This window comes from Streptomyces daqingensis, from assembly GCF_014645895.1.
Lineage (GTDB): Bacteria > Actinomycetota > Actinomycetes > Streptomycetales > Streptomycetaceae > Streptomyces > Streptomyces daqingensis.
Window position 1 is genome coordinate 104,359 of record NZ_BMMP01000006.1, and the last position, 25,592, is coordinate 129,950.

The following is a 25,592-nucleotide window of genomic DNA, read 5'->3' on the forward strand; positions in this document are numbered from 1 at the left end:
GCGCTCCCCTGTCGGCTGTTGTTGATCCGAGCCCGGCCGCAGATTGATGTGCCTGCGACAAGACTCCGCTTGAAGGCTATCAGCCTGATCCGGGCCGGACGCCGGTGCTGCTGACAGTCACCGTCCCAGCGAACTCGCCGCCGGAGGGAGGCGCAGTTGCGTACCTAGCGCTCCGTGGCGGCCAACTGCCCGCACGCACCGTCGATTTCCTGCCCGCGAGTATCCCGGACGGTCACCGGCACACCATGTGCCTCCAGCGCCCGCACGAACGCGGCCTCGTCCTCTGGACGGGACGCCGTCCACTTGGATCCCGGCGTGGGGTTGAGCGGGATGAGATTGACGTGGACGGGCTTGCCCTTGAGCAGCCGGCCAAGCAGGTCGGCGCGCCACTCCTGATCGTTGATGTCCTTGATCAGCGCGTACTCGATGGAGACCCGGCGAGCGGACTTGGCCGCGTACTCCCACGCCGCGTCCAGCACCTCCCGGACCTTCCACCTGGTGTTGACGGGCACGAGGGTGTCGCGCAGTTCATCGTCCGGCGCGTGCAGCGAGACGGCGAGACGGCACTTGAAGCCCTCGTCCGCGAAGCGCAGCATCGCAGGGACGAGACCGACCGTCGAGACGGTGATGCCGCGCTGAGACAGTGCGAGGCCGTCGGGCTCCGGGTCGGTCAGCCGCCGGATCGCTCCGACCACGCGCTTGTAGTTCGCCAGGGGCTCGCCCATGCCCATGAAGACGATGTTGGAGAGCCGTGCGGGCCCGCCCGGGACTTCGCCGTCGCGCAGGGCCCGTACGCCGTCCACGATCTGATGCACGATCTCGGCCGTTGACAGATTGCGGTCCAGCCCCGCCTGCCCGGTCGCGCAGAACGGGCAGTTCATGCCGCAGCCCGCCTGCGAGCTGATGCACATGGTGACCCGGTCCGGATAGCGCATGAGCACCGACTCGACGAGCGTGCCGTCGCGCAGCTTCCAGAGGGTCTTGCGCGTGGTGTCGTCGTCACAGCTGATGTGACGGACGACGTGCATCAGCTCGGGAAGGAGCTCAGCGGACAGCTTCTCGCGGGACGCGGCGGGAATGTCCGTCCACTCCGCGGGGTCGTGGGCCAGCCGCGAGAAGTAGTGCTGCGAGAGCTGCTTCGCACGGAAGGGCTTCTCGCCCAGCTCGGCGACCGCCGCGCGACGCTCCTCCGGAGCGAGATCGGCGAGATGCCGCGGCGGCCTGGTGGCTCCGCGGGGGGCGACGAAGGTGAGTTCTCCGGGCTTCGGCATAGCCGTACCAGTGTCGCAGATCAACTAGAGCGCCCCAGGCCAGAGAGGTGCGACGACAGTCACCATCCGGCATCGACTGTCAACGTCGACCAACCTCGCACGGCCCAGAGACGGCCCAGCCCTGGGCACGATGCCTTCTGATGCAAGCTGTGGACAGCTCGGACATCCACGGTCGGAGCGGTCACGCGAACGACGGCTACGGGGGCCTGCGGCTGCCAACGGTCGGCGCGGTTGCTGTACTTCGCTGCTGTACTGCTAAGACCCCGGAGCCTCGGCGATCTCGTTGCTGGTGAGACAAGCGGGCTGGTTTGGACCGGCTCGAAAGTGCGCTTGGCCCCGGAGCGTGGTGGGCACGATCATGTAGAAGTGGCCGGAGTGAGGGGGGTCCTTAGGTGGTTCCTGAGTTCGGAGACGATGGCTTTTTACCACCGGGTCGATACAGAGTCGACCCCGTCACAGCTAGAGAACTTCTAGTCGAAGCAGAGACTTTCCGCCAATCACAACGCCGAGTACAGCTCTGGGACGGCTTTGAAGGCTACCTAAGTAGGTTCTTTGATCTTGAAGGGCGGCATCGGGACGCCGTCGGAGAGATCAACTTGATACATGCCGTATGGCTCGGCGGCAGTTTTGTCAGCGCGAAACTCGATCCTCACAACATCGATTTGACCGTTCTGCTTGATGATCAGGCCGCCCGATCGTTTCGTGGCCTTCCAGGGGCGAAGTGGTTGACCTCGGCCTTCAACCGCAAGGCGTGCCTAGCAGACTTTGGCGTGTCCCCTCTGGTTGTGAGGTATCGACCGATCGTGTCAATCTTTCAGTCTGAAGCATTGACTCCCGAAGATCAGGCATACCTTCGAGAGCGAGGCGCATGGGACGACTGGTGGCAGCGTTGTCGTGAGGGAGACACAGCCGAGCCGACGGTTGACAGTGCGAAGCCGCGACGTGGCTACCTGGAGGTGACGCTATGAGCACGAGTTGGAGGCAGCGAGTGCTTGAACGTCACCAGGAAGCCAATGATCGATTCTTCTCCGAACATGACGAGGCACACGATTCGGACGAGGCGTTTGAGCAGGAACTCCGAAAGAATTGGCTGGAGGCTGCTCGCCACTACGATCCCAATGCGCGCCTTTCCGAGGAACTAACAGTTCAGCTCCAGGGCGAGGCTGCTCGACGAGGAGCCCTAGATTTCCGAGTCGGTGACGCTCTACTGAGACCTCTGCGAGAGGGTGTATCCGCAGCCGCCCGCAGAAGTATCGATCTTGAACTGACCGGCGTCTCTCATGGGAGTACGGTGCTACACGTGAGGCCGTCCTTGGCTGATGAGCCGGAAGAAGAGTCCGCAGCAATTGCTCCGATAGATTCATCAACTGCGGATCCTGCAATTCGGGACCTGCTAAAACTGATCGACGCCGCCGAGCACGAAAGAGACATTCGTGAATGGGAGCGAGTGATCCCTGGCCTCGATCACGTGGTGGAAGCCTTGGATAAATTCGACCTGTCCATGAATCTCCGCTGGTCGAGTCTAGATGGAACAGTTCGCTCTTCAACCCTCTCGCGCCGGGGCAAGGGTTATGTGAGGAGTCTTCGAGCTCTCGAAACGCAAAAGACCCGTCGCCCCATCACGGGCAGGATCACAGAGCTTCGCGAATCCGGTCTCGTCAAAATCAAGATGGGCCCATCTAAGACATCCAAGGCCTATGACGTTCGAATCGAGACCGAGGACCTGATTGACATGCACTTGGAATTGGGGGCTACCGTATCCTTTCTAGTGCAAGAAGTCAGAAAGGTTGACAAGATTGGCAGGCCTAAATCCACCGAGTACTTCTTTATCGCCCTAAGTGATAACCAAGGGGTACTACCGGAGGATTGAGTTCACGCTAGAATAGCCGAACTCCAGCTAGACAGAGGCCTGGCCCAGATAGGTCAGATACGCCGAGCCAGCCTGCCACAGCCGCGCAGGCTGGCCAAGCGTGCACGCTGCACATCGTAGACGCGGCGGCCGCACCGGATCCATAAACTTAGATCCCCTTAGAGCACTGACACGACGAGAGGGTAGGCGAGTATATCGTTGACTCTCACTTCCCTGCCCTGCAGTGTCGCAGTCTGTTCATTGGTCATGTAGGCGATCTTGTAAATGGCATTCACTATGCGCGGCGCCCCTGCGACTCCACCTACTTGTCGTAGCTTCTCAACCGGATGGGCGGAACTCCCCCTGCCTAGCTCTTCGCCTGGCCTACGCGCGAGACCCATCAAACTCGGATTTCCATTTGGATCATGTCCAGCAGTCACATCCACGAGAGCCCGTAGCGCCGACACACCAGAAAGAATGGAGCAGGGAAATTCAGATCGCACCATTTCCTCCACGAAACAAAATCCCACGGGCTTTCGGGTTCGGTGTCGGATTCTAGAGGATCTACCACCCAAACTCGAAGAGCGTCAGGACCACCAAACTCCGCAAATTTTCCACCTGTAGGAAGAGTCACAGGCACGGCCTTTAGCCAGCACTCTTGAATCAATGGGTTCCCGAATTCACTGGATTCAGAGACCCATCGTTGCCAATCCTCATAGCGTTCGGGGCGACAAGAAACGATATTTCCCGTGTCACGCAATGATTCAACTAGCATTTCCACTAGCCGCGGATCGTTCGGCTCCATTCCTTTCGAAGTGCGTTGCTTCTTTCGCCTACCACCCACGAACTTGACAGTTCCGGTAGCTTCGGTTTCTAGAACTTCCTCTACTCCCACGGGTAGACCTAGCTGTCGCGCCAGCGATTCCACCATCACCGGGTTGATCAATTGATAATGCTTGATCACATCTAATCCTTTCTACACCTATAGACATTGCATATCGGCTTAGAGTGCCCAGGGCTACCGGATAGGCGATGGCGCTTTCGCTGATGAGGTTGGTGGAGCGGCTTTGGGCTGGAGCTGCCTTGGGGCGAGAGATCAGGGGCTCGTAAGCTTGCTGCGACTCGGGCAGCTCCTAGCCTGCCCGCAATAGCCCGAAGTGAGCCCCTGATCTTGGAGGCTCGCCCCAAGGTGGCTGCCTAAAGCCGTGGAGCCGACCGACCCCGCCGGCACCTTCTTCTCTTCTGGGTCGCGTCCGCGCGCGGTACGGCGGCCGGGCCGGAGCGGGGCGGAGACAGGAGCGTCGGCCCGGCGGCAAGCCGGGCCGCGCGGCGAGCGGAGCGAGCCCTTGATGAAGTAGGGAAAGTCTCACCGCGCTGGCGTCGTCGCTGGCGACACGTAGCAGATGGCGTCCGTCTCCTGCCCTTCTCCGTAGGTGTGCTTGCTGACTCCGATTCGTTGCCAACCGAGGGCTTCGTAGAGGCGCATGGCCGCGGTGTCCTTCGCCATCACGTCGAGCACGAGCCGCAGGCCCTTCTCGTCGGCGTAGTCCATGGCGGCCTGGGTTAGCCGCCGGCCAAGAGCCATGCGCCTGGCTTCTGGTGCTACGAAGAGGCGTGCGAGGACGGCGACTTCGCTCTCCGCGCTGTCGCTCTGGTCGAGCCAGAGTGAGACGGCATCCTCACCGTTCGGATGACCGAGCGCTACGTGTCCCACTACGTGGTCGTCGAGTTCCGCAATCCACGCTTGCAGCACTTCTGGCGGTGTCAGCCATGCCTCGGGCTCGTCCACTCCCTCAACTGGGTATCCGTCGGACTCATGCACCTTCACGAGTGCCTCGGCAGCGCTAGCAACGTCGCTGTCCCGTCGTGAACGGATGCTGACCCTCTGGGCGTTGGCGGCTTCGCGGGTCACGGTGGTGCCTCCTGTCAGTCGGTCGGCAGCTCGTAGGTGAGTACGTTCTCGTCTGCGCGGAGCACGAAGTGACTCAGATCCATGGGGGTTTCGTGCTGGTCGTAGCTGATGTGGACCACGTCGAGGATGGGCGTCCCGTTACTGACGTTGAGCTGCTGCGCTTCCTCGTAGCGGGGCATCCGGGCTTGGACCTCTTCCAGCATCCGGGTCAGCGTGTGCCCAAGTTCCTCGAACGCGGCGTAGATCCCGCCGGGGCCGGGGACGGCTGTCTCGAGTGACGTGTCCTGGGCGATCGACAGCGGGATGTAGGTGTTCACGAGTTGCACCGCATGCCCGTCGACGGAGTACGTGTTCGCCCGGCGCACGACCTGGGCCCCTCCTGGCAGCGCGAGGCGCTCGGTGACCCACTTCGGGGGCTCGATGCGCTCGACGCTGTTGACCTCGACGGATGCCGTACGCCCCTGGGCCTCGACTTCCGAGCGGAACGGAGCCTTGCCGGCCTCTCTCCAGCGGCGGGCGTACCGGTCGTGCGCGTGCCGGATGAGCTGCGTGCGCTTGCGGACGAACACCCCTCGTCCGACCTGGCTCTCCACCAGGCCGGTCGACTTGAGGAGGGCGATCACCTTGCTCGCCGTGCCGCTGGAGATCGCGTAGCGCTCCACCAGCTCGCGCTCTGAGGGCAGCAAGGTACCGGGCGCCAAGTCCCCCGACTCGATCGCTCTGCGCAGCTCATCAGCGATTTCGCGACTCTTTGGCAATCGCTTCTCGGTGCTCATCCTGTGCTCTCCCTCGGGGTCTCCCTCCACCCTAGACCTCCTCACAGAGGTTTCCACAGGGAAGTTTCCTCGATCCCCTTGACGAACCTCCTTAAGGAGGTGCACTGTGATCTCAGACCTCCTTAAGGAGGTCTCCTCAAGGAGGAAACGAGCGGGGCGACGCCCTACCGCCAAGCAGACGCGTCGCCCCTGTCCCCTGAAAGGGAGTTCCATCATGCGTCAGATCCCCGTCGACACGACTACTGCTCAGGTCATGGCTGCCGGGCCTGCTGAGGCGAAGACGAACCGGCAGACCGGTGAGATTCAGACCGACCGTGAGACCGGCGCGAAGTTGATGACAGTGAACGTGATGTTCGCGCTGGAGGGCAACGCTCCCGAGATCCTGTCGATCACTGTCCCGGAGCCCGGTATCACTGGTGAGCTGGCCATGGGTACGCCGCTGGCGCTGACCGGTCTGATCGCTCGGCCGTGGGACAACGAGTTCAACGGCCAGCGTCGGCACGGTATCGCCTTCCGCGCCGTGGCGGTCACTTCCCTAGCTGCTGGCCAGAGTGAGGCGGCCTGATCATGGAGTGGCTGACGATCGCCGCTGCGGTGGTCATCCTGGGCACGGCGGTGCTGCTGCGGTGGCGCCGCCCGGCCTGGTACTGGCTCACCTTCGGCGCCCTGGTGGCCGTTGTCCGGCTCCTCGCCCGCTATGGCTCGGTCATGGAGGCGTGCGGGCTGACCGTTCCGCCCTCCCGGCTTCGGCTGCTGCTGGCCCGCGCCACCCGTAGCGAGGTACCTGGCTCGCGGGTTCCGCGTATCCGCCGACTCAAGGTCACTCGTACCGGGTTGGTGCTGCGGATCAAGCTTCAGCCGGGACAGGACGCGTTCGACTTCGCTGCCTCCTCTGACCGGTTGCGGCACTCCTTCGGCATGCAGGGTGTCTCCTCGCGCGAGGTGAAGGCCGGTGTGGTGGAGCTGCGTATGACCGGCTACGACGTGCTCAAGCGGGTGCACATGCCCGCCAAGACCGAAGAGTCGACGCTGCGGGTGCCCGTTGCGCTGCGGGAAGACGGCTCGGTCCACTACCGCGACTACCGGCAGGTCCCGCACGCGCTGAACATCGGCGCCACGCAGTCGGGGAAGTCCGTATACCAGCGGCGTCTTGTCTCGGCGCTCGCCCCTCAGCGGGTCGCGCTGGTCGGGATCGACTGCAAGAACGGAGTGGAGCTGTACCCGCTGGCCCGCCGCTTCTCCGCCCTGGCCGACAACCCCGATGACGCCCTGGGCCTGCTGGAATCCCTCATCGACCGCATGGAGGCCATCTATGACGTGATCCGACGTGAACAGCGCATCAGCGCCGATGTCCCGGACGGTGAGATCACCTCGGACATCTGGGGTCTGCCCGAGCACCTGCGGCCGGTACCGGTCGTGCTGCTGGTGGACGAGGTTGCCGAACTCGCCTTGGCCGCCAAGGCAGATGAGAAGCGCCGCGACGCCATCGTGACCGCGCTGGTTCGCCTTGCCCAGCTGGGCCGCGCCGCCGGCATCTACGTAGAGGTCTGCGGTCAGCGCTTTGGCGCCGACCTGGGCAAGGGCATCACGCTCCTGCGCTCCCAGCTCACCGGCCGCACAGCCCACCGCGTCAACGACGAAGCCTCGGCGAACATGGCCTTCGGCGATATCGCCCCGGACGCCGTACTCGCTGCGGTGCAGATCCAGACCGAACGTCCCGGCACCGCCGTTGCCGCCGACTCGACAGGTGGCTGGGCACTGACCCGCACGCCGTTTACGACGCTGCGGCAGGCCGTCAACACCTGCAACAAGCACGCCGACTTGACCCCCGAGATCCCGGAACTGGCCGCCTACCGGCCCGCCCTGGAGACCGCTCCGGAACTGGTCACAGCGGCCTAACTCCCGCTCCCGCACACCGGTCGGCGTGACCGCCTCACGCCACGTCCCTACCCGCCCCATGCCTGCAACCGGAAGGAAGTGCCCGCCATGTGCCCGCACTGCGACGACCTGACCCGCACCATCCGGCTCCTGGAAGACCTCTCCGCCTACGCCGACCTACCCGGCGCTGACCTCGACTTCGCCGACGCCCTCGGCTTCTCCCTCGCCGCGTCCGTCGACATTGGCGAACTGCCTGAGACCGGGCCGAGCTGACCAACTCGCCGCCGGGCGGCGCCTCAACCGGCCGCCCGGCCCAACCCCCAAGGAAGGAGGACCCCGATGCGCACACTGCGCTTCGACGCCGTGCTCGTTCAAGCCGTGATCGCCGGTGCCCTGTCCTTCGCTCACCTCCACGACATCGCCGCCGCAGCCGGACAGGACGGCTGGAAAGCCTGGGCCTACCCCATCAGCGTCGACCTGCTTCTGGTCGCCGCCTGGCGTCGCCTGCGAGCCCTCCAGGCCGACAGCTCCCCTGCCGCTGCAGCGTGGACCTGGTTCCTCATCGCACTGGCCGCCTCCCTCGGCGCGAACATCGCCACCGCCGGACTCCTCGATCTGAACCACGTGCCCGACTGGCTGCGCATCCTCGTCGCCGGATGGCCCGCCCTGGCCTTCCTCGGCGGAACCCTCCTCGTCCACTCCCCGCACGAGACCCCCGAACACGCGGCGCACCAGGACGAGCCCAAAGCACCCAGCCTCGAACGCCCTGAACCCGCTCCCGAAACGGCATCGGCTGCGATCGAGCAGACCGAAGCGCCGGCACCCCCGGCCATCGAGCCCGAATCCGCCCCGGCTGCCGCTCCCGTGGCGGCTCCGGCGGTCTCCGTTCCGGCTCCGCTGGTGGAGCACGCCCGGAAGCTCACCGACGCCCACCGAGCCCGTACCGGCGAGCCGATGGACACCGACACCCTCCGCACCCGCCTGGGTGTTCCCGCGCCGATGGCCGACGCCATCGCCGCCCAACTCACCTGACGAAAGGACAACGCGTCATGCCTGCCCGTGACTTCTTCCACTCCGTCGAACGCATCGGCCCCGTGCAGATCGGCACCACCCGCTCCCGCCGCACCGGCCAGACCACCCACGCCGCCGTGTGCACCTCCGAGCGCTGCGGCTGGTCCGCCGACTACGGCTCCCGCACCGCCGCCCAGCTCGCCGCCCGCACCCACCGCTGCCGCATCCGCTGAAAGGACACCTGCCGTGAACGTTGAGATCCCGCTCGTCCTGCTCCTGGCCGTCTTCGGCTACTTCGGCATCAAGCTCTTTCGCCCGCCGACGTGGCTCGTGGTCACGCTCCTCCTCGGCGGATTCCTGCTCGCCGACACCTTCCTCGCCCCCGCCATCGAGGGCACCGCCGAGACCGGCGTCCAGGTCGTCAACGAGACCAACGACTGAACGGAGAACCCCGCCATGTTCCGACCCAAGTACCCCAACACCCCGACCCCCGCCGGCACTTCGCCTCGCCTCGTCACGCCGACCGCTGTCGAGCCCGCTGCCGCCCCGACCCACTACCGCCCGGCCTCGGCGCCTGTGCCCGCCCCGGTCTCCTCGACTCTGGTCCGGCTCACGCCCGGCTCGCTCGCCCTCCTCGTCGGGGGCGGAACGGCGGCCGTGCTCGTCGTCGGGACGGTCCTGGTCTCGCTGCTCCTGGCCGTCACCATCACCGGAGTCTCGGTCGCGGTCTGCGCGGTCGTCCTCCGTTCCCTGCTCAACGGCCAGCAGCACCGCTGACCGGCCCTCCGGGACGGCTTCGCCGCCAAGCATCCGCCGCCCCGGCAGGCACAGCCCCCAACCAACCCGCAACAGATCAGAAGGGACACCCATCATGGCCCACACCGACAACCGGCAGCGCCTGTGCCGCGACTGCGACGGCTTCCCCGTCGTCGCCATCGACACCGGCATGCGCCACCGCGACGGCTCCCGCGTCACCCTCCGCTCCCACTGCCCGGCCTGCAAGGGCACCGGCACCACGTCCCTCCCGGCTCGCCGGGCCGTGGAGGTGAACGCATGACCAACTCCGCCACGCTGGCGGGCCTGGACCCGATCACCCTCACCGACGCGCTGAGGGTGGCCGGGTCCTCCGGTTTCGACCGCTGGCAAGAACAAGTGCACCGCACCGGCGGCTGCGCCAACCCCATCCACCTCACCGGCTGGACCCTCACCAAGGACCGCACAACCGGCGAGACCCTGCACCACTACTCCACCGAACACGAGCCCGGTGGCCGTCTCCGCGTCGCCTGCGGCAACCGCCGCGCCTCACGCTGCCCGGCCTGCGCATACACCTACGCAGGAGACACCTGGCACCTCATCCGCGCTGGACTCGCCGGAGACGACCGTCGCGACATCCCCGGCACCGTGCGGGACCACCCGCGCGTCTTCACCACCCTCACCGCACCCAGCTTCGGCCCCGTCCACAACCAGCCCGACTCCGGCCGCTGCCGATGCGGCACACGCCACGCCGCCGAGTCCGAGGTCCTCGGAACGCCGCTCGCCCGGGAGACCTACGACTACGCCGGAGCGGTGCTGTTCAACAACCACGCCGGACAGCTGTGGGACCGCTTCGCCAAACGGCTCCGCCGCGAGATCGCCGCCCGCGCCGGCATCTCCCAGCGCGCTCTCAAGGAGGTCTGCCGCATCTCCTACGGCAAGGTCGCAGAGTTCCAGCGCCGGGGCGCCATCCACTTCCACGCCGTCATCCGCCTCGACGGACCCGACGCTCCCGAAGACCCGCCGCCGTCCTGGGCAACGCTCGAGCTGCTGACCGACGCCATCCGCTCAGCCGCCGCACACTCGTACACCACCATCACTGTGCCCGCCGCAGGGGAACAACCTGCTCGCCCTCTGCGTTGGGGCACCCAGCTCGACGTACGGCCCATCAAGGCCTTCGGCGACGGCTCCGAACTCACCGAACAAGCCGTCGCCTCCTACGTCGCCAAGTACGCCACCAAAGCCGCAGAGACGACCGGAACCCTCGACCGCCGCATCGGCGAACTCGCAGAACTCGACCGGCACGACCTGCCAGAGCACACCCGACAACTCATCCGGGCCTGCAAGAACCTCGACCCCGTGTACCCGGACCGACGGCTGTGGGCCTGGGCGCACATGCTCGGCTTCCGTGGCCACTTCTCCAGCAAATCCCGCCACTATTCAACGACGTTGGGCGCCCTCCGGCAGGCGCGAGCCGACTACCGCGCCGCCGAACAAGCCCAAGCCCTCGGCCTGGACGACATCGAGCCCGACACCGTGCTCGTCCTGGCCGACTGGCAGTACGCCGGACACGGCCACACCCCCGGCGAATCCGCACTCGCCGCCGGCATCGCCAACGACATCCGAACTCACCGCGAAACCGCGCGCGAAGCCCTGCGCGAACTCGAACGAGGTGGTGAGTGGTGAGCGTGCGTCGACTTCCTGAGCGCTACTTGACGCCCGTCGACCTGGCGGAGCTCCTCGGGATACCCGTCGAGACCGTCTACCAGTGGCGCCGCAAGCACACCGGTCCCCGCGGCTTCCGCGTCGGACGGCACCTCCGCTTCGACCCGGAAGACGTCCGCGCCTGGGTTGCCTCCCGGATGGAGGAGGCTGCCTGATGGCCGGACACATCCAAGACCGCTGGTACAAGGTCGAGCGGACGGCAGATGGCTCGACGACCAGAGTCAAGACGTCTCGTCACGGCTCGGGGATGCGCTATCGCGCCCGCTACGTCGGCCCCGATGGTACGGAGAAGAGCAAGTCCTTCCCGGACCGGCAGAAGCGCCGCGCCGAGGAATGGCTGGCAGAGATCGAGGCCGACATGCTGCGGGGGCAATACGTCGACCCAAGAGCCGCCCGCGTCACCTTCCAGCAGTACGCCGAGCGCTGGCTTAAGGGCCTGACGACAGACCTTGCTACACGGATTTTGGTGGAGCGACACCTGCGGCTGCATGCACTCCCCCGGCTCGGATCGCGACCGCTCGGGTCGTTCCGCCCCGTGCATATCCGGGAGTTCGTAAGGGATCTGGAGGCCTCTCCGATCTCGGGGAGCTACGCCCGCAACGTGTACGCCAACGTGCGCGCGGTGCTGTCGGCCGCCGTTGATGACGGGTACCTCGCCCGGAACCCGTGCAGCGCGGGCTCCGTACGTCCGCCGACTGCCACTGTAGGCCGTGTGGTGCCCTGGCGCGCTGCCGACGTGCGTGCAGTGCGCGAAGCCTTGCCCGCCCGCTATCGGGCCATGGTCGATGTCGGGAGCGGTTGTGGTCTCCGGCAGGGCGAGATCGCGGGACTTGCCCTCTCCGCTGTGCACTTCGAGGACGACGCCCTTCGGGTCGACACGCAGGTCAAGCAGATTCGCGGGCAGGCGGTCTTCGCACCTCCAAAGGGAGGCAAGGAGCGAGACGTACCACTCCCGACCACTGTGGCCGCAGCACTAAAGCGGCACATCGAGCTGCATCCGCCCGTGCCGATCGAACTGCCCTGGAGGGCACCGGATGGGCCGCTCGTCCGTCGGGATCTGATCTTCACCAACTCGGCCGGGGGCATCGTCTGGCGCAGCAACTTCAACGCCCTTGAGTGGAAGCGCGCACTCGCTGCCGCCGGACTCATCCCGACACCGGAGGAAGGGCAACGGCACGCCTCGGCTCGACAGCACGGCATGCACGCGTTGCGGCACTTCTACGCCTCGGTCCTCCTAGATGCAGGCGAAAGCGTAAAGGCCGTGAGCGAGTACCTGGGCCATGCCGACCCAGCTATGACGCTGCGGGTGTACGCCCACCTGACGCCGAGCAGCAAAGAGCGTGCTCGCCGAGCAATCGACGAGTTGTGGCACACGTCATAGTCGATGACGCACCCTTCACCGCGCCCTCGAAGTTCAGGGTGAGAGGCACCACCGACTCCATACCGAAGGCCAATCAAAGACAGAAACCTTCAATTGCCTTGCGATGTGCAAGGGTGACGGCCCGAACAGTATCTATAATAGTGGAAGATGGGGCTGGAGACTTAAGAATCAGAGGCATCGCAGGGCCTCGGGTCCACTAACGTTAGTGCCGCCCGCAGGCCGCGAAACCAGGCGGGCGGCAGGCTCCAACTTCCTCTGAAAGCAGGTGCCATCACCACAATGCATGATCACCCTCAGCGAAGCCACCGTCAGATATCGCCCTGGGCGACGAGCCTCACCTACGTCAGCGCCCTATTGGCAGGGACGATCCTCATCGGCCTGCGAGCTGCCACCCCGATGGAAGCCGTCGGATACGTGACGCCGTTCCTCGTCATCTATGAGCGGGTGTTCGGCCGACCCTCGTAGCCCCCACGGCCCCAGCACGGCCCACGGCCCACAAGACGGCCCCCTACTGGCAGAAAGAGCGCTGGTAGGGGGCTTTCTGATGCTCCGGAACGCTGAGTTCTCCGGGCTTCGGCATAGCCGTACCAGTGTCGCAGACGGGTGACGGTGCCCCTGGCCACAGCGGGGTGGGGACGGTCACCATCGGGCATGGTCTGTCGGCACGGTCAGAGGGCTGAAAAGGGCAGGCGAGCGGTCGTCGAAGTCTGGTGAGGTGACCGAGAAGCGCCCGGGGGTCTCTGCCGGCGCTGCGGCTCGTGGAGCTGCTGAGCAAATTCAGGACGGGAGTACCCATGCTGATCAGGCCGGCCGAAGCGGATGAGGCTGAGCTTCTGACCGAACTGGCGCTTCGCTCGAAGGCGTACTGGGGTTACGACAACGCCTTCATGGCCGCATGCAGGGAGGAGCTGACGGTCCGCCCTGACGAGGTGGCACAGCGGCGGATCATCGTCGCTGAGCACGATGGTGTCGTAGTCGGTTTCGCATCCCTGGACGGGGACCCCCCGAAGGGCGCCGTGGGCATGATGTTCGTCGACCCGGAGTGCATCGGGCGAGGCGTCGGCCGTCTGCTTCTGGAGCGGATCCTCGCCGCCGCGCGACGCACCGGATTCCTGCTCCTGGCCATCGACGCGGATCCGAACGCCGAGGACTTCTACCTTGCGATGGGCGCAGTGCGGGTGGGGACTGCGCCGTCGGGGTCGATTCCCGGACGGGTCCTGCCCCTGTTGGAGCTCGCTGTGGACGAACCGACCACCACGTAAGCGAACGCCTCCGCCATGCGCGACGAAAGCACGAGCGGTCGTGAATGTCAGCCGTTGCCCACGAAGATCACGAAGAGCAGCCAGACGACCGGTGCCGTCGGCAGCAGCGAGTCCAGGCGGTCCATGATGCCGCCGTGCCCCGGCAGCAGAGTCCCCATGTCCTTGATTCCGAGGTCACGCTTGATCATGGACTCGCCGAGATCGCCCAGCGTGGCGCTGACGGCGACCACCAGCCCCAGCAGGAGGCCCTGCCACCAGCTGCCGTCCTCGATCAGGAACTGCATGCACAGCGCGCCCGCCGCCATGGCGAAGGCGATTGCTCCGCCCAGCCCTTCGCGCGTCTTGCCGGGACTGATGCTGGGGGCGAGTTTGTGCGTACCGAACCGCCATCCCACGGCGTACGCGCCCGTGTCGCTGACGACCGTCAGCAGCAGGAACGTCAGTACCCGCCACGGCCCGTCCTCAGCGGCGAGCATCAGCGCGACGAAAGTGGCCAGGAAGGGCACGTAGAAGGCGGCGAAGACGGCTGCCGTCACGTCCCGCAGATACTCGTGCGGCGACTCCGTCATGCGCCAGACGAGGACGGCGAGGGAGGTGAGGGCCATGGCGATCCATGCGCCCTCCGGGCCCCGTACGTAACCCGCGATGACCATCGCGGCGCCGCCCACCGCGAGAGGCACCAGAGGAGCCCGGATCTCCTTGCGCTCGGTGAGCCGAGAGGTGAGCTCCCACAGTCCGACGACGACGGCGACCACGATGACGCCGAGGAACACCGGCTTGTAGAAGAACAGCGAGACGAGGATGACGGCGCCCAGGCTGACGCCGACCCCTATGGCGGCGCGCAGGTCGCGGCCGGCACGCTTCTTGCCTCCCATGGGGGCGGGCCCAGGGTCGGAGGACTCCGAGGCGGGGCGCTGTCCGTACGGTTCGCTTCTGTCGCTGCCGCCACCAGCACCGGCGCCGCCGGAGGACGATGCGGCCCCGCCGGCTCCGCCAGAGCCGTGGGAACCGCCTGGGCCGGATCTGCCGTGGCCATAACCTCTGCCGTGACCACCCGGGTCGGAGACGATAGGCATGGGCCGAGTCTGCGACACACCACCGCTCTCTTGCGCGGAAGCGCTACCCGGGCCGTGCGGAAAGGCTCCTCCCGCAACGCCGCCCGGGACGCTTCCCTGACCGGGTGCTCCCCGGAAACCTGCGCGGGGCGGCGGGGCTCCCCAGGATGAGTCGTTCACAGATTGCAGCCTCAGACCTCGGACGGATCACGGACACACCGACGGGTGACGTTCAGACCTCGAGCAGCTCGGCTTCCTTGTGCTTGAGCAGCTCGTCCACCTGGGTCACGTACTTGGCGGTGGTGTCGTCGAGTTCCTTCTCCGCACGGCGGCCTTCGTCCTCACCGACGTCGCCGTCCTTGATGGCCTTGTCGATAGCCTCTTTGGCCTTGCGCCGGATGCTGCGGATCGAGATCTTCGCGTCCTCGCCCTTGTTCTTGGCGACCTTGATGTACTCCTTGCGGCGTTCCTCGGTCAGCTCGGGGAACGTCACCCGGATGATGTTGCCGTCGTTCGACGGATTGACGCCCAGGTCGGAGTCCCGGATCGCCTGCTCGATGTTGCGCAGGGAGCTCTTGTCGAACGGCGTGACCACCGCCATCCGCGGCTCCGGCACCGAGAACGACGCGAGCTGGTTGATCGGGGTCATGGTCCCGTAGTACTCGGCCACGATCTTGTTGAACATCGCCGGGTGGGCCCGGCCGGTGCGGATCGCCGCGAAGTCCTCCTTGGCGACCACGACCGCCTTCTCCATCTTCTCCTCGGCTTCGAGGAGGGTCTCTTCGATCACCACGTGCTCCTGATTCGGTGAATGAGCTCTGCGGATAAGCCCTGTGTCCTGCACGGTGTCCGACCGGCAGGTGGTTGTCCATCCCCGTACAGGACCGTTGCCACGGCGCCGAGTTGCCGAAGACGCCGAGTATGCAACGCGGTCCGCGGGGGACGAACGTCAGCCCCTCGTACCCTGGTTGCTCACCAGGGTGCCGATCTTCTCACCCTTCACGGCCCTCGCGATATTGCCCTCGGCGAGAAGCTCGAAGACGAGGATCGGCAGTTTGTTGTCACGGCAGAGAGTGACGGCCGTGGCGTCGGCGACCTTCAGATCTCGGGTGATGACTTCGCCGTACTCGAGGGCGTCGAACTTCACCGCATCGGGGTTCTTCGCGGGGTCGGAGTCGTAGACGCCGTCGACGCCGTTCTTACCCATGAGCAGGGCCTCGGCGTGGATCTCCAGCGCACGCTGTGCGGCGGTCGTGTCCGTTGAGAAGTACGGCATGCCCATGCCGGCGCCGAAGATGACGACGCGGCCCTTCTCCAGATGCCGCACCGCCCGCAGCGGGATGTACGGCTCAGCGACCTGGCCCATCGTGATGGCCGTCTGGACGCGGGAGTCGATCCCCTCCTTCTCCAGGAAGTCCTGGAGGGCGAGGCAGTTCATGACCGTCCCCAGCATGCCCATGTAGTCGGACCGCGCGCGGTCCATCCCCCGCTGCTGCAGCTCGGCGCCGCGGAAGAAGTTGCCGCCGCCGATGACGACCGCGAGCTCGGCGCCGTCACGTACGACAGACGCGATCTCGTGCGCCATCTTGTGCACGACGTCGGGGTCGACTCCGAGCCCCCCGCCGCCGGCGAACGCCTCGCCGGAAAGCTTCAGCAGGAAGCGTTTTCGGCCTTCTCGGCCCCTGCCTGTGCCGTTGCTGTCGCTGTCCTTACCCATGCGTACTCCTCGTGCACATACGAAGGAGGCCACTGCCGTCGGATCCTCGCGGTCCTCGATGCGGCAATGGCCTCCTCGTCACAACTGCCCTGTTCCCGACCTTAGCGGGCGCATGCCGGATACGTGGCCCGGTGGTCCATGCGACCGGCATGCATTCGGAAGGTGGGAGTGTCAGGCGCCGACGCGGAAGCGGGCGAAGTGCTTCAGCGTGACCCCGGCCTCGTCCAGAACCTTCTGGACGCTCTTCTTGTTGTCCTTCGCGAAGGGCTGGTCGAGCAGGGTGTTCTCCTTGAAGAACCCGTTGACACGGCCCTCGACGATCTTGGGCAGCGCCTGCTCGGGCTTGCCCTCCTCGCGCGCGGTCTCCTCGGCGATGCGGCGCTCGTTCTCCACCGTCTCGGCGGGGACTTCCTCACGGGTGAGGAACTTGGGGGCGAAGGCGGCGATGTGCTGCGCGACGTCCTTGGCGATCTCCGCGTTCTCCTTGTCCAGCTGCACCAGGACACCGACCTGCGGGGGCAGGTCTGGGCTCGTGCGGTGCAGGTAGGAGGCGACGAAGTCGCCGGAGTACTGGGCGAAGCGGTCCAGGACGATCTTCTCGCCGAGGTTGGCGTTGGCCTCGTCCACGTACGCCTGCACGGTCTTGCCGGGCTCGATCTCCGACGCGAGCAGCGCCGGAGTGTCGGCCGGAGAGCTGGCTGAGATGTGCGCGGCGACGGCGTCGGCCACAGCGAGGAACTTCTCGCCCTTCGCCACGAAGTCCGTCTCGCACTTCAGCTCGACGAGCACGCCGGAGCTGTTGTCGTCCGCGATCCGGGCCACGACAGCGCCGTTCGACGCGGTGCGGCTCTCGCGCTTGGCGACGCCCTTCTGGCCCTTGACGCGCAGGATCTCGACAGCCTTGTCGACGCTGCCCTCAGCCTCGTCCAGCGCCTTCTTGCAGTCCATCATGCCGGCGCCCGTGAGCTCGCGGAGCTTCTTGACGTCGGCGGCGGTGTAGTTCGCCATTGTGGGTTTCCTTCTGTGACCAGGCCCCGTGCCGCGCTCGGCGCAGTTGCGGGGCTCGTCCGTCTTGAGGTCTGTTCCGGCCGGTTGAGACACCTGCGCCCGGCGCGGGGCGAGGCGGAGTCGCAAGCTGTGCGTCTCTCCTCATGAGGCCGTCAGGGCCGGCGCACGAGGGTGGCGGCGAAGGGATGCCTTCGCCGCCACCCCGTGGCGTCAAGCCTTCTCGGCAGCCTGCGGCTCGGCGGCTTCCTCCGCGGCCGGCTTCTCCTCGGCCTTGGCCTCGGAGTCGGCGGCGGGCTTGGCCTCAGCCGGGGCCTCGGCGGCCTTCGCCTGGGCGTCGGCCTTCTCGCCCTTTTCGCCCTTCTCGCCCTCGAGGAGCTCGCGCTCCCACTCGGCCAGCGGCTCGGCGGCCTTGTCGCCGCCCTTGGCCGCCTCGGCGGCGCCGGAACGGGCGATGAGGCCCTCGGCGGCAGCGTCGGCGATCACACGGGTGAGCAGGGTGACGGAGCGGATCGCGTCGTCGTTGCCCGGGATCTTGTAGTCGACCTCGTCGGGGTCGCAGTTGGTGTCCAGGATCGCGACGACCGGGATGTTGAGCTTCCGGGCCTCGCCGACCGCGATGTGCTCCTTCTTGGTGTCCACGATCCAGACGGCGCTGGGCACCTTCTGCATCTCGCGGATACCGCCGAGCGTCTTCTCCAGCTTCGCCTTCTCGCGGGAGAGGACCAGGAGCTCCTTCTTGGTGAGGCCGGAGGCGGCCACGTCCTCGAAGTCGATCTGCTCCAGCTCCTTGAGGCGCTGCAGCCGCTTGTAGACGGTCGAGAAGTTCGTCAGCATGCCGCCGAGCCAGCGCTGGTTCACGTAGGGCATGCCCACGCGCGTGGCCTGCTCGGCGATGGCCTCCTGGGCCTGCTTCTTCGTGCCGACGAACATGATGGAGCCGCCGTGCGCGACGGTCTCCTTGACGAACTCGTAGGCGCGGTCGATGTACGACAGCGACTGGAGCAGGTCGATGATGTAAATGCCGTTGCGCTCAGTGAAAATGAAACGCTTCATCTTCGGGTTCCAGCGGCGGGTCTGGTGCCCGAAGTGGACGCCGCTCTCCAGCAGCTCCCGCATCGTGACGACGGCCATGGCCGTTCTCCTCGGTTTACTCGGTTGTCGTCAGCGACGGCCGGGACGGCCATCGCTTGCCTGACGCCTCTGTCGCGCTGTGCCCTGAAGAAGCCCTGTGAGAAGGCCCTTCCGGGACCGAGTCGCGCTGCCACCACGGAGAGTGGCGAGGCGTGCGAAGTCAGCCCGGTGGTCCGGGCCGCCACCAGAAGTGTACGGGACCCGTGAGGGGCCTTGCCCCCTCGTCCCAGCGCCTGCACGACAGGCAGGAGGACGGTGCTCACCGGTGAGGCGCGCCGCCCCTCGTACGAGTGAGCGCGGTGTCCACAACTCGCCGGTTATCCACGGGGTTTCGGCGCTTCGCGCCGCGTCCGTTCACAGTAGGCGATCCTCTGCACACGGACCGGTTCTGGTTCGGTCACGGTCTGCTGGAGCACGGTCCGTGAGCCGAGTCAGAGTCATGGGCGGAACGCGACTGAGGACGGGGAGGCGCATGAGGGCGTCGCGGGGGTGCGTGCACGGTGCCGCTATCAGGGGAGCAGCGCTTCGGGGGCTTGTGCTCTACGCAGTGCTCGCGGCTATCGCGATCTTGGTCGGCACCACGATCACGGACGCGTCGGCATTCGCGATGACCGGAGAGAGGGGGAACGGGGAGAGGGCACCGCGGTGGAGCGAGCCCAGTCGCCCTTCCGGGGTGCTCGCGAAGCGGCAGCCCGCGAACCGGGAACTCGCCCCGCGCGGTGAGCGGGTCTGGCCAGTGGCCGGACAGGGAGGCACAGCGAACGCCAGGCCGGAAGTGAGACGCGGATGGGAACCCCCGCCCTCACCGTGGGCGTCCGGGCATCGGGGTGTCGATCTCGCAGCGGAGCAAGGCCGCCGCGTCCGCTCGGTCGGCAACGGGCGGGTGTCCTTCGCCGGTGAGGTCGCCGGGCGCGGAGTCCTGTCGATCGAACTCTCGGGAACCGGAGATCCGCCGGTACGCACCACCTATGAGCCCGTACGGCCCTCGGTGCGCAAGGGCGACAAGGTGCGGGGCGGCCAGGTCGTGGGGACGGTCGCGGACGGTCCGTTCCACTGCCATGACGGCTGCCTGCACTGGGGCGCGCGGCGAGAGGAGCGCTACCTCGACCCGCTCTCGCTGCTGCCGCCCGGCCTGCTGCGCGGCGGCCCGTCCCGCCTCCTGCCCTTCTACGGGACGCCCGTCCCGGAAGGTGGAGCTGGAGGCGGACGGCGTGACCCGGCTCGGAACGCCCGGACCGTCAGGGAAAGGGCTCGAACGCCTCCATCCCAGACGGCGAATATCGCAGCAGCGAGCCGTTCGGCCGCCACAGGGATCGGCGGAAGCGTTCTGGCCGTGGTCTTGGTGGGGACGGCGCTCCTCGCGCGGCAGCGCCTCAGCCGCACGTGCCGTTCGGCGTGCCTCCGGCGTCCTCCCTGAGGCCGCTCGCAGGAGGAGCGGCAGTCTCGGGTGCCCGCCCGCACCGGCAGGTCAGCCGGCGACTCCGCTGAGAGCCATGGCGACTGCCGTCTCGGTGATCTGCTGGGGATCTTCGGCCGCGCCCAGCTCGATACGCCGGACCGCAGCGTCGACGACCCCCTGGAGCAGCATGGCGGTCAGCCGCGGCTGCTGATGGCCGAGCTCGCCGAGAGCTTCGACGACCATGGCGATCAGGCCGCCGTGGGCGGCGCGGATCCGCTCCCTGGCACCTGCGTCGAGCTCGCCGGCAGAGATCGCGACCACCGCACGGTGGCGGCGGTCGCCGACGAGCGCCAGCTGCGTGCGTACGTACGCTTCGATTTTCTCCTCAGGCAGCTCTTTCGCCGCCATGGCCGATTCGACTTCCGCTGCCCAGACCGGGAAATCGACCGCGCAGAGTTCCTCCACGACAGCGGCCCGGGATCTGAAGTACTCATACACGGAGGAGCGCGCGAGCCCCGTCCGCTGCGCGAGGGCCGGGAAGCTCAGCGCTTCGGTACCGCCTTCGGACAACAAGGCACGGGCGGCGTCCAGCAGGGCGCCGCGTTGCATGGTCCGGTGCTCGGCCACGGAGGCCGCTCGAATCCTAGGCACGCCTCCACCTTACGGACGCGGGCCCGGACGCACCGGCCAACCTGGTTCATCGGCCGACGTCGACGAGCTTCGCCCGGAGCTGCAGCACCGACTTGGTGTGGATCTGGCTGACTCTGCTTTCGGTGACGCCCAGGACCTGGCCGATCTCGGCCAGGGTGAGCCCCTCGTAGTAGTAGAGGGTGACCACCGTCTTCTCCCTCTCCGGGAGGGTGTTGATGGCACGGGCTAGCAGCCGGCGCATCTCCCGCCCCTCGGCGACCTCCACTGGGTCGTCGGCGGCGGTGTCCTCAAGGGTGTCCATGAGGCTGAGCCCCGCGCCGCTTTCACCTCCGACGTGGAGAAGCTCCTCCAGGGCCACGACGTTCGCCAGCGACAACTGGCTGAATACACCGTGCAGTTCTTCCAGGGGGATGCCCATCTCCTCTGCCACCTCGGATTCCGAGGGGCTGCGGCGCAGGGCCGCCTCCAGCGAGGCATAGGCACGCTCGACGGCGCGGGCCTTCTGCCTCACCGAGCGGGGGATCCAGTCCAGGGCCCGGAGTTCATCGATCATGGCGCCGCGGATGCGCGTGATCGCGTACGTCTCGAACTTGATGGACCGCTCAGGGTCGAACTTCTCGATGGCGTCGATCAGCCCGAAGACTCCTGAGGAGACGAAGTCGGCCTGCTCAACGTTGGGAGGAAGCCCGACGCTGACCCGGCCGGCCACGTACTTGACGAGCGGGGAGTAGTGGAGGATCAGCTGTTCCCGGAGTGCTTCATCTCCCGTGGTTTTGTACGACCGCCACAGCTCGTCGAGCGGACTGCGGCCGGCACCGGGCCCGGCGTTCTCGGCTGTGGCCGGTGCGGCTTCGGCGGTGGCCGCCCGGTCAGGCCCGGGGATGTACTGGGGCATTCGTCGCCTTGAGCCGTTCTGCTGAGTGGTCGTCACGCAGAGGGAGCGTGACCTGGTGCCTCTTCCTTGGAATGTGTGAGCGTAGCGTGACCGCACCGTCGCAATATGCGATGAGCGCGCGCTTCGAGATGCGCAGATACGTTCCGCTGCCCGCACCGGCGAGTTACTCCGGCGGCGGCGTCAGGCCCCGGCGTTGAGATACGGGCGAAGCGGAACAAGACCATACGGATCACCCTTTCATTCGATAGCCGCAGGTCAAGGACCGCCTCATCACTCGATGGAGTGCCAGGGCTAGGGAAGTCCAGCGCGACTCAACTTCCACCGGCTGCCCGTATGTTCGACAAAGCCGAGGGCGCACAGCTCCTTGAGGCGGACCACAGCGGCGTCAGGGGTGATACCGACCGCCTCTGCCACCTGCGCCGCGTCGGCTGCGCCACGACCCGGCAGCGCGTCGAGTACCAGCGCGGTCTCTCCCGGCAGTACGTCGCGGGGCAGCGACGGGCCCCGCCTCACCGGCGCCAGCTCGCCGATGTTTCCCACCAGTTCGATGACCTCGGCGGCGTCCGTGATCACACATCCCTCCTCGCGCAGCAGCTCGTTGACGCCGGCCGAGAGCCCCGAAGTGACCGGCCCTGGGACCCCCATGACGAGCCGCCCCAGCCGGCGCGCGTGCCGCGCCGTTGAAAGGGAGCCGCTGCGCAGTGCCGCCTCGACCACGACCGTGCCCCGGGTCAGCGCGGCGATCACGCGGTTCCGCATGACGAAGCGGCTGCGCGAGGGGTGGTCGTGGGGTGGCAATTCGGCGATCAGCAACCCTTGTTCACCGATGCGGCGAATCAACTCGCCATGGCCCGGCGGGTATGCCACGTCCACACCGCAGGCGAGCACCCCGATCGTCGCGCCGCCGGCAGCCAGCGCCCCGCGGTGGGCGGCTCCGTCGATCCCGTAGGCGGCACCTGACACCACCGTCCAGCCGCGTTCGGCCAGCCCGGCGCTGAGGACTGCCGCAACGTGCACGCCGTATTCCGTACAGGCGCGGGCACCGACGATCGCGACCGAACGCAGGGCCCAGAACCGCAGATAGGGCGCCCCTCGCACGAAGACGCCGATGGGACGGGTGACGCCCAGGGCGTCCAGCTGCCCGGGCCACTCGCGGTCGCCGGGGCACAGGAACCGGCCGCCTACGGCTTCTATGGCTGCCAAGTCGGCCTCTGGACGGGCACGTTGTACGCGGGAGCGGAGCCCTGCCCAGCGTTCTTCGCCGACCCCTGGCAGCGGGGGCCCGTCGGATTTCAGCGCGGCAAGCACCTCCTGCGGCCCGTAGGTTCGCAGCCACCTCCCCGCTGCCTCGTCTCCGGGCTCCACGATCCGGGTGAGGGCGGCACGCGCCAGGCGCTCCTCGTCCCGAGGACCGCACTCGTCCACGTCCCCGCAGCCCTCCGCGTCCGAGCCACTGCGGCAGAAGTCGCCTCTCCCGCGGCTTCTTCGTTCCTCTTGCGGCAACAAGCGCTCGGCCACATTGCCCCCTGTTCCTTTGCCTTCCGTCCCCACGGCTCCCCCTCCATCTCACGCGTTCCTCAGGACCACTTCCGCCCTCAGTTCTGTCTCGGTAGGGCGCGTCGTTTGGATCTTCGTGGTTCAGCGAGTGGCGTCCGGTGCGTCCAGATGCCAGGCGGAGGATCGCCCTCGTACTTGGGGTCCCCCATACCGAAGGCCAGGGGAGTACCCGGGCGACTCCGACAACGCAGCAGACGGGCGTGCTGGGCGTCGCAAGCCCGCGAAGATCCAGACGTCGTGCCCTAGCCGCGGGAGTGCTGCGCCGCTCCGTGCCGGACCCCCGTGCGAAGCTCCAGCGCGCAATCCACGTCCGCCGCCGTAGGACGGTCGTGGCCGGCGAGATCGGCCACCGTCCACGCGACGCGCAGCACGCGGTCGAGGCCGCGGGCAGTGAGAAGTCCGCGCTCCATCTCCGCCTCCGCCTTGGCGAGCGCTCCGGGTTCGGCCGGCCACCGCGTCCGCAGTTCATGGCCGGGCACGTCGCTGTTGGCTGCCCATGGCGTCTCGGCATAGCGTTCGGCCGCCTTCTCCCGCGCTGCGAGAACACGCTGGGCGATCACTGCCGTCGACTCGGCGGTGCCGTGCAGACCGGCCAGCTCCGAGCGAGAGAGTGGGTTCACCGGGACGCGCAGATCGACGCGATCTATCAGCGGGCCCGAGAGTCTCGCCCGGTAACGCCTGATGGCCGACGGCCGGCATTCACATCCGCCGCTCTTCATGCCGTGCCTGCCGCACGGGCAGGGATTGGCGGCCAGGACCAGCAGGAAGCGTGCGGGCATCCGCATCACGCCCGACGTACGCGCGATCACCACATGACCGGACTCCAGCGGCTGGCGCATCGCGTCAAGCACTCTGCCGCTGCACTCGGCGGCCTCGTCCACGAACAGGACTCCGTGGTGTGCCAGGGACACCGCTCCGGGCCGCGGCAGGCCCGATCCGCCGCCGATCAGCGAGGCCATCGTGGCGGAGTGGTGCGGCGCGCAGTAGGGCGAGTGTGTGAGCAGCGGCTGCCCGGGAGGCAGCGCTCCGGCCACGGAGTGAACGGCCGTCACTTCCAGGGACTGCTGGGACGTCAGCGGTGGCAGCAGGCCCGGAAGCCGCTCGGCGAGCATGGTCTTCCCCGCACCTGGCGGTCCCTTCAGAAAGATGTGGTGCCCGCCCGCGGCAGCCACCTCCAGGGCCCTGCGGGCGCTCCCCTGGCCTGCGACGTCCGCCATGTCCACCGGATGAGCCGCAGGCCCTCCGATCCCGCCGCCCCAGCTGGTGCCCGGCACATACGTCCCGGAGCCGCGTCCTCCTCCCCCAGTCGCCCCGTCGGAGAGGTCGTCGGGATCTTCCTCCGGCAGCGGCTCGTCGTTGAGGAGCGCGATCAGCGTGCGGAGGCTCCGCACGCCCAGGACGGAGACATCGGGCACGAGCGATGCCTCCGGAACCGTCTCCTCTGCCACGACGACCTGCCGGTACCCGGCCTCCGCCGCGGCCAGTACTGCGGGGAGCACGCCGCGCACCGGACGGACACGCCCGTCGAGCCCCAGCTCGCCGATCATCATCAGGCCGGTGAGCGCGCGAGGGTCGATGCGTTCGGCGGCTCCAAGAACGGCACATGCGACAGCCAGGTCGAAGCCGCTGCCGCTCTTGGGGACGGCGGCGGGGCTGAGGCCGACGGTGAGCTTCTTCTGGGGCCACTCCGCTCCCGAGTTGACCACCGCCGCTCGTACCCGGTCGCGGCTCTCGCTCAGGCTCTTGTCAGGCAACCCCACCAGCGTGAACGTGGCCACGCCCGGCTCGAGGTCCGCCTGCACCTCGACGACGACTCCCTCCACTCCGACGAGCGCCACCGAGCACGTGCGGGCGAACCCCATCAGGCGATCCCTCGTGCGTGCTGGATCATCGGCGCCCCTCTGTCGGGCAGGAGCACGCCGACCAGGTCGATGCGGACACCGCCACGGGGCGGCTGCCCGTACCGCGAGATCCAGCACTCGGACAGCCAGCGGGACGCGAGCCGTCTCAGGCGGGCGGATTTGGCGGGCGTGACAGCCGCCATCGGATGCTCGAAGGTTGCTCCGCCTCGCCCCGCTCGCCGCGTCTTGACCTCGCAGATCACCAGCGCGTCCCGGTCACGCGCGACGATGTCCAGCTCCCCCTCCGCGCAGCGCCAATTGCGCTCCAGGACCGCCATTCCCGCTGCGCGGAGCCTCCGTGCAGCCACGTCCTCGCCGTACCGGCCGAGTGCCTTGCGTGCGCTCATTTCGCACCACCTCCGTCACCGACTGTGACGGAGGCAGAGCCGTAGCGGGGAAACGGGTAGATTTCTGGGGATAAGCCCGCACCCGTGGACAGGCCCGTCACTCCGCAGAGTGA

30 protein-coding genes are annotated in these 25,592 nt (G+C 67.2%); 16 read left to right on the forward strand and 14 right to left on the reverse strand.

The window, feature by feature from the left end; translation table 11 throughout:
* Positions 1–164: 164 nt before the first annotated feature.
* Entirely contained in the window at positions 165–1,271 is a 1,107-nt protein-coding gene (rlmN, locus tag IEY56_RS10580; RefSeq protein ID WP_189036888.1) for a dual-specificity RNA methyltransferase RlmN, read from the reverse strand.
* A gap of 392 nt (positions 1,272–1,663) precedes the next feature.
* Here rlmN and IEY56_RS29060 point away from each other — a divergent pair, with 392 nt between their 5' ends.
* The gene (locus IEY56_RS29060) at positions 1,664–2,239 is read left to right on the forward strand and encodes a DUF6932 family protein (protein ID WP_373292061.1); all 576 of its coding nucleotides are present in this window, start codon (positions 1,664–1,666) and stop codon (positions 2,237–2,239) included.
* Between the two features lie 20 nt (positions 2,240–2,259).
* Positions 2,260–3,141, forward strand: a complete 882-nt coding sequence (locus IEY56_RS10585) for a hypothetical protein (RefSeq protein ID WP_229711777.1) — start codon at positions 2,260–2,262, stop codon at positions 3,139–3,141.
* 415 nt (positions 3,142–3,556) lie between these two features.
* On the opposite strand, the gene IEY56_RS10590 is transcribed toward IEY56_RS10585, so the two are convergent.
* From IEY56_RS10590 to IEY56_RS10600, 3 genes are all read right to left on the reverse strand, one after another.
* Positions 3,557–4,084 (reverse strand): hypothetical protein, encoded by a 528-nt coding sequence (locus IEY56_RS10590; protein ID WP_189036890.1) that lies wholly within the window; start codon positions 4,082–4,084, stop codon positions 3,557–3,559.
* A gap of 402 nt (positions 4,085–4,486) precedes the next feature.
* Positions 4,487–5,032 carry a GNAT family N-acetyltransferase gene (locus IEY56_RS10595; RefSeq protein WP_189036891.1) on the reverse strand — a complete coding sequence of 182 codons (546 nt, stop codon included), beginning with the start codon at positions 5,030–5,032 and terminating at the stop codon, positions 4,487–4,489.
* 14 nt (positions 5,033–5,046) lie between these two features.
* A complete protein-coding gene (locus tag IEY56_RS10600; protein WP_189036892.1) occupies positions 5,047–5,808 on the reverse strand; it encodes a GntR family transcriptional regulator in 762 nt (253 codons plus the stop codon).
* A gap of 214 nt (positions 5,809–6,022) precedes the next feature.
* On the opposite strand from IEY56_RS10600, the gene IEY56_RS10605 reads away from it, so the two are divergent.
* The 13 genes from IEY56_RS10605 to IEY56_RS10665 all read left to right on the forward strand — a co-directional run bounded on the left by IEY56_RS10605 (position 6,023) and on the right by IEY56_RS10665 (position 13,818).
* Complete coding sequence (locus IEY56_RS10605; RefSeq protein WP_189036893.1) at positions 6,023–6,373, forward strand: SCO3933 family regulatory protein; 351 nt, start codon at positions 6,023–6,025, stop codon at positions 6,371–6,373.
* Between the two features lie 2 nt (positions 6,374–6,375).
* Positions 6,376–7,707, forward strand: coding sequence for an FtsK/SpoIIIE domain-containing protein (locus tag IEY56_RS10610; RefSeq protein WP_189036894.1), 1,332 nt, complete (start codon positions 6,376–6,378; stop codon positions 7,705–7,707).
* Positions 7,708–7,794: 87 nt separating this feature from the next.
* Positions 7,795–7,959 (forward strand): hypothetical protein, encoded by a 165-nt coding sequence (locus IEY56_RS10615; protein ID WP_189036895.1) that lies wholly within the window; start codon positions 7,795–7,797, stop codon positions 7,957–7,959.
* Between the two features lie 66 nt (positions 7,960–8,025).
* Positions 8,026–8,718 carry a DUF2637 domain-containing protein gene (locus IEY56_RS10620; protein ID WP_189036896.1) on the forward strand — a complete coding sequence of 231 codons (693 nt, stop codon included), beginning with the start codon at positions 8,026–8,028 and terminating at the stop codon, positions 8,716–8,718.
* Between the two features lie 17 nt (positions 8,719–8,735).
* On the forward strand, positions 8,736–8,930 hold the full coding sequence (locus tag IEY56_RS10625) for a mobile element transfer protein (RefSeq protein WP_189036897.1): 195 nt from the start codon (positions 8,736–8,738) through the stop codon (positions 8,928–8,930).
* Between the two features lie 13 nt (positions 8,931–8,943).
* Positions 8,944–9,138 carry a hypothetical protein gene (locus tag IEY56_RS10630; RefSeq protein WP_189036898.1) on the forward strand — a complete coding sequence of 65 codons (195 nt, stop codon included), beginning with the start codon at positions 8,944–8,946 and terminating at the stop codon, positions 9,136–9,138.
* 15 nt (positions 9,139–9,153) lie between these two features.
* On the forward strand, positions 9,154–9,474 hold the full coding sequence (locus IEY56_RS10635; protein ID WP_189036899.1) for a SpdD-like protein: 321 nt from the start codon (positions 9,154–9,156) through the stop codon (positions 9,472–9,474).
* A gap of 94 nt (positions 9,475–9,568) precedes the next feature.
* Positions 9,569–9,754 (forward strand): hypothetical protein, encoded by a 186-nt coding sequence (locus IEY56_RS10640; RefSeq protein WP_189036900.1) that lies wholly within the window; start codon positions 9,569–9,571, stop codon positions 9,752–9,754.
* A complete protein-coding gene (gene repSA / locus IEY56_RS10645; RefSeq protein ID WP_189036901.1) occupies positions 9,751–11,136 on the forward strand; it encodes a replication initiator protein RepSA in 1,386 nt (461 codons plus the stop codon). The genes IEY56_RS10640 and repSA overlap by 4 nt, the downstream gene beginning before the upstream one ends.
* A 2-nt stretch (positions 11,137–11,138) precedes the next feature.
* Positions 11,139–11,330 (forward strand): helix-turn-helix transcriptional regulator, encoded by a 192-nt coding sequence (locus IEY56_RS10650; protein WP_189037059.1) that lies wholly within the window; start codon positions 11,139–11,141, stop codon positions 11,328–11,330.
* Entirely contained in the window at positions 11,330–12,556 is a 1,227-nt protein-coding gene (locus tag IEY56_RS10655; protein ID WP_189036902.1) for a tyrosine-type recombinase/integrase, read from the forward strand. Before IEY56_RS10650 ends, IEY56_RS10655 begins: the two co-directional genes overlap by 1 nt.
* 279 nt (positions 12,557–12,835) lie before the next feature.
* Positions 12,836–13,021: a hypothetical protein gene (locus tag IEY56_RS10660; protein WP_189036903.1), complete on the forward strand. Its 186-nt coding sequence runs from the start codon at positions 12,836–12,838 to the stop codon at positions 13,019–13,021.
* A 329-nt stretch (positions 13,022–13,350) separates the two neighbouring features.
* Entirely contained in the window at positions 13,351–13,818 is a 468-nt protein-coding gene (locus IEY56_RS10665; protein ID WP_189036904.1) for a GNAT family N-acetyltransferase, read from the forward strand.
* Between the two features lie 47 nt (positions 13,819–13,865).
* On the opposite strand, the gene IEY56_RS10670 is transcribed toward IEY56_RS10665, so the two are convergent.
* From IEY56_RS10670 to rpsB, 5 genes are all read right to left on the reverse strand, one after another.
* Positions 13,866–15,053 carry a phosphatidate cytidylyltransferase gene (locus IEY56_RS10670; protein ID WP_189036905.1) on the reverse strand — a complete coding sequence of 396 codons (1,188 nt, stop codon included), beginning with the start codon at positions 15,051–15,053 and terminating at the stop codon, positions 13,866–13,868.
* A 52-nt stretch (positions 15,054–15,105) separates the two neighbouring features.
* A complete protein-coding gene (gene frr, locus IEY56_RS10675; protein WP_189036906.1) occupies positions 15,106–15,663 on the reverse strand; it encodes a ribosome recycling factor in 558 nt (185 codons plus the stop codon).
* A 159-nt stretch (positions 15,664–15,822) separates the two neighbouring features.
* Entirely contained in the window at positions 15,823–16,590 is a 768-nt protein-coding gene (gene pyrH / locus IEY56_RS10680) for a UMP kinase (RefSeq protein ID WP_045864997.1), read from the reverse strand.
* A gap of 171 nt (positions 16,591–16,761) precedes the next feature.
* Positions 16,762–17,598 carry a translation elongation factor Ts gene (tsf, locus tag IEY56_RS10685; RefSeq protein ID WP_189036907.1) on the reverse strand — a complete coding sequence of 279 codons (837 nt, stop codon included), beginning with the start codon at positions 17,596–17,598 and terminating at the stop codon, positions 16,762–16,764.
* Positions 17,599–17,808: 210 nt separating this feature from the next.
* Entirely contained in the window at positions 17,809–18,729 is a 921-nt protein-coding gene (gene rpsB / locus IEY56_RS10690; protein WP_189036908.1) for a 30S ribosomal protein S2, read from the reverse strand.
* Positions 18,730–19,336: 607 nt separating this feature from the next.
* Between rpsB and IEY56_RS10695 the strand changes: the two genes are divergently transcribed.
* Positions 19,337–20,146 (forward strand): peptidoglycan DD-metalloendopeptidase family protein, encoded by an 810-nt coding sequence (locus tag IEY56_RS10695; protein ID WP_189036909.1) that lies wholly within the window; start codon positions 19,337–19,339, stop codon positions 20,144–20,146.
* A gap of 51 nt (positions 20,147–20,197) precedes the next feature.
* Here the strand turns inward: IEY56_RS10695 and IEY56_RS10700 are convergent, their stop codons facing one another.
* From IEY56_RS10700 to IEY56_RS10720, 5 genes are all read right to left on the reverse strand, one after another.
* Positions 20,198–20,755, reverse strand: coding sequence for a TetR/AcrR family transcriptional regulator (locus IEY56_RS10700; protein WP_189036910.1), 558 nt, complete (start codon positions 20,753–20,755; stop codon positions 20,198–20,200).
* Positions 20,756–20,825: 70 nt separating this feature from the next.
* A complete protein-coding gene (gene whiG / locus IEY56_RS10705; RefSeq protein ID WP_189036911.1) occupies positions 20,826–21,674 on the reverse strand; it encodes an RNA polymerase sigma factor WhiG in 849 nt (282 codons plus the stop codon).
* A 291-nt stretch (positions 21,675–21,965) separates the two neighbouring features.
* On the reverse strand, positions 21,966–23,099 hold the full coding sequence (dprA, locus tag IEY56_RS10710; protein ID WP_229711778.1) for a DNA-processing protein DprA: 1,134 nt from the start codon (positions 23,097–23,099) through the stop codon (positions 21,966–21,968).
* Between the two features lie 374 nt (positions 23,100–23,473).
* On the reverse strand, positions 23,474–25,093 hold the full coding sequence (locus IEY56_RS10715) for a YifB family Mg chelatase-like AAA ATPase (protein ID WP_189036912.1): 1,620 nt from the start codon (positions 25,091–25,093) through the stop codon (positions 23,474–23,476).
* Positions 25,093–25,479 (reverse strand): YraN family protein, encoded by a 387-nt coding sequence (locus IEY56_RS10720; RefSeq protein WP_189036913.1) that lies wholly within the window; start codon positions 25,477–25,479, stop codon positions 25,093–25,095. The genes IEY56_RS10715 and IEY56_RS10720 overlap by 1 nt, the downstream gene beginning before the upstream one ends.
* Between the last annotated feature and the right edge of the window lie 113 nt (positions 25,480–25,592).

Bases quoted from the DNA above. Each gene is read 5' to 3' on its own strand.
- rlmN (WP_189036888.1), bottom strand. From the start codon at position 1,271: ATGCCGAAGCCCGGAGAACTCACCTTCGTCGCCCCCCGCGGAGCCACC.
- IEY56_RS10600 (WP_189036892.1), bottom strand. From the start codon at position 5,808: ATGAGCACCGAGAAGCGATTGCCAAAGAGTCGCGAAATCGCTGATGAG.
- IEY56_RS10605 (WP_189036893.1), top strand. From the start codon at position 6,023: ATGCGTCAGATCCCCGTCGACACGACTACTGCTCAGGTCATGGCTGCC.
- IEY56_RS10610 (WP_189036894.1), top strand. From the start codon at position 6,376: ATGGAGTGGCTGACGATCGCCGCTGCGGTGGTCATCCTGGGCACGGCG.
- IEY56_RS10615 (WP_189036895.1), top strand. From the start codon at position 7,795: ATGTGCCCGCACTGCGACGACCTGACCCGCACCATCCGGCTCCTGGAA.
- IEY56_RS10620 (WP_189036896.1), top strand. From the start codon at position 8,026: ATGCGCACACTGCGCTTCGACGCCGTGCTCGTTCAAGCCGTGATCGCC.
- IEY56_RS10625 (WP_189036897.1), top strand. From the start codon at position 8,736: ATGCCTGCCCGTGACTTCTTCCACTCCGTCGAACGCATCGGCCCCGTG.
- IEY56_RS10635 (WP_189036899.1), top strand. From the start codon at position 9,154: ATGTTCCGACCCAAGTACCCCAACACCCCGACCCCCGCCGGCACTTCG.
- IEY56_RS10640 (WP_189036900.1), top strand. From the start codon at position 9,569: ATGGCCCACACCGACAACCGGCAGCGCCTGTGCCGCGACTGCGACGGC.
- repSA (WP_189036901.1), top strand. From the start codon at position 9,751: ATGACCAACTCCGCCACGCTGGCGGGCCTGGACCCGATCACCCTCACC.
- IEY56_RS10655 (WP_189036902.1), top strand. From the start codon at position 11,330: ATGGCCGGACACATCCAAGACCGCTGGTACAAGGTCGAGCGGACGGCA.
- IEY56_RS10660 (WP_189036903.1), top strand. From the start codon at position 12,836: ATGCATGATCACCCTCAGCGAAGCCACCGTCAGATATCGCCCTGGGCG.
- IEY56_RS10665 (WP_189036904.1), top strand. From the start codon at position 13,351: ATGCTGATCAGGCCGGCCGAAGCGGATGAGGCTGAGCTTCTGACCGAA.
- pyrH (WP_045864997.1), bottom strand. From the start codon at position 16,590: ATGGGTAAGGACAGCGACAGCAACGGCACAGGCAGGGGCCGAGAAGGC.
- tsf (WP_189036907.1), bottom strand. From the start codon at position 17,598: ATGGCGAACTACACCGCCGCCGACGTCAAGAAGCTCCGCGAGCTCACG.
- rpsB (WP_189036908.1), bottom strand. From the start codon at position 18,729: ATGGCCGTCGTCACGATGCGGGAGCTGCTGGAGAGCGGCGTCCACTTC.
- IEY56_RS10695 (WP_189036909.1), top strand. From the start codon at position 19,337: ATGACCGGAGAGAGGGGGAACGGGGAGAGGGCACCGCGGTGGAGCGAG.
- whiG (WP_189036911.1), bottom strand. From the start codon at position 21,674: ATGCCCCAGTACATCCCCGGGCCTGACCGGGCGGCCACCGCCGAAGCC.
- IEY56_RS10715 (WP_189036912.1), bottom strand. From the start codon at position 25,093: ATGGGGTTCGCCCGCACGTGCTCGGTGGCGCTCGTCGGAGTGGAGGGA.
- IEY56_RS10720 (WP_189036913.1), bottom strand. From the start codon at position 25,479: ATGAGCGCACGCAAGGCACTCGGCCGGTACGGCGAGGACGTGGCTGCA.